The following is a 1,568-nucleotide window of genomic DNA, read 5'->3' on the forward strand; positions in this document are numbered from 1 at the left end:
TGGACGGCACACATGCGATCACGCCCTGGCAGTTTTTTGCCGCATTTGCCGGCCTTACGGTGGTCATCCTGGTGGTCGGTTACCTGGCCCAGGCCACGTTCTGGCGCGCCTGCGCCCACACCGCACAAAAGGCACACGACAACATGTTGACCGGTGTCATGCAGTCGCCACTGCGGCTTTTTGAGACCACCCCATCCGGGCGCATGCTTAACCGTTTCTCAGCCGACATCCAGCAGCTGGATGTAGAACTGGCCGCGCGGGGCTTTCGTTTTACCCACGGCGCGACCACGGCCCTGGCCTGTGCGCTGGGGGTGATGGGTGTCACCGCCCTCGCCGCCCTGCCCTTCACGCTGGCCACCTATGTGTCGGTGCGTGTGTCGCGCCTCTACGGTGTGGCGATACGCGAAAACGCACGTGTGTCATCGGTGGTGCGGTCGCCGGTGTTTTCGCTGTTCAACGACGGCCTGCGCGGCCACTCCACGCTGCGCGCCTTTGGCCGTGAGGCCAACCTGGTGGAGCGCTTCGACCAGGCCAACCATCTGCGGCTCAACACTGAAATGCGCGGCTGGAGCCTGGCCTTCTGGCTGGGCATGCGCCTGACCATCGTGTCCTGTGTGCTGATGTGCGGCCTGGTTTTTCCGCTATTCTGGCTGGGGCCACAGCCCTGGCTTCCCCAGTTTGGTGCCGGCACCGCGGGCCTGTTGCTGGCCCTGACCTTTGGCCTGCTGGAACGTATCGACCGGTTGTGCCGCGACTTCTTTGCTTTAGCCACCGTGCTGGTGCCGTGGGAGCGCTGCCAACAATGGGCCGAACTGCCCGCTGAGGCCGATGCGCACACTGAGACCCCGGTGCCCGCCCCTATTCCCGATAGCTGGCCCAGCGCCGGGCGCATTGAGTTCCGCCAGGCCTGCCTGCGCTATGCGCCCGAACTGCCGGCCGTGGTGGAAGACGCCACGTTCACGGTGGCCGCCCAGAGCCACGTGGCCCTGCTGGGCCGCACGGGGGCCGGCAAATCCACGGTGCTGCTGGCCCTGCTGCGCACACTCAGCGTGGACCGAGGTGACATCTTCATTGACGGCATCAACATCAACGATGTGCCCCATGCACGCCTGCGCCAGGCCATTGCCTATGTGCCGCAAGAGCCTGTGCTGTTCCTGGGGCCGCTGCGTGCGTCCATCGACGTGACTGGGGAGTACAGCGACAACGACATCCAGGCCGCGCTGGTGCAGATCGGTCTGGCGGACTTTGTGGCCGGCCTGCCGCTGGGCCTGGCAACACCACTGGAAGAAGGCGGCCGCAACATCAGCGCCGGCCAGCGCCAGCTGATTTGCCTGGCCCGCGCCCTGCTTTCCAAAGCGCGCATCGTGCTGATGGACGAGGCCACCGCCAGCGTGGATGTGGAAACCGATGAGTTGATACGCGCAGCCATACAAAAACACCTGCGCAGTACCACCATACTGCTCATCGCCCACCGGCCCAGCTCTTTGGCGCTGTGCGACCAGTGGATACATGTGGAGCATGGGCGTACCACGGTGGTGGACCGCACGGTCACGGCGCTGCAAACGGGA

1 protein-coding gene is annotated in these 1,568 nt (G+C 65.1%); it reads left to right on the forward strand.

What is annotated here, in order from left to right; all coding sequences use genetic code 11:
• Positions 1-1,568 (forward strand): ATP-binding cassette domain-containing protein (locus AC097P_RS23735; RefSeq protein ID WP_479612894.1); only part of this gene is annotated, 1,568 nt, incomplete at both ends.

The organism is Rhodoferax sp. ZS1R8, from assembly GCF_056521325.1.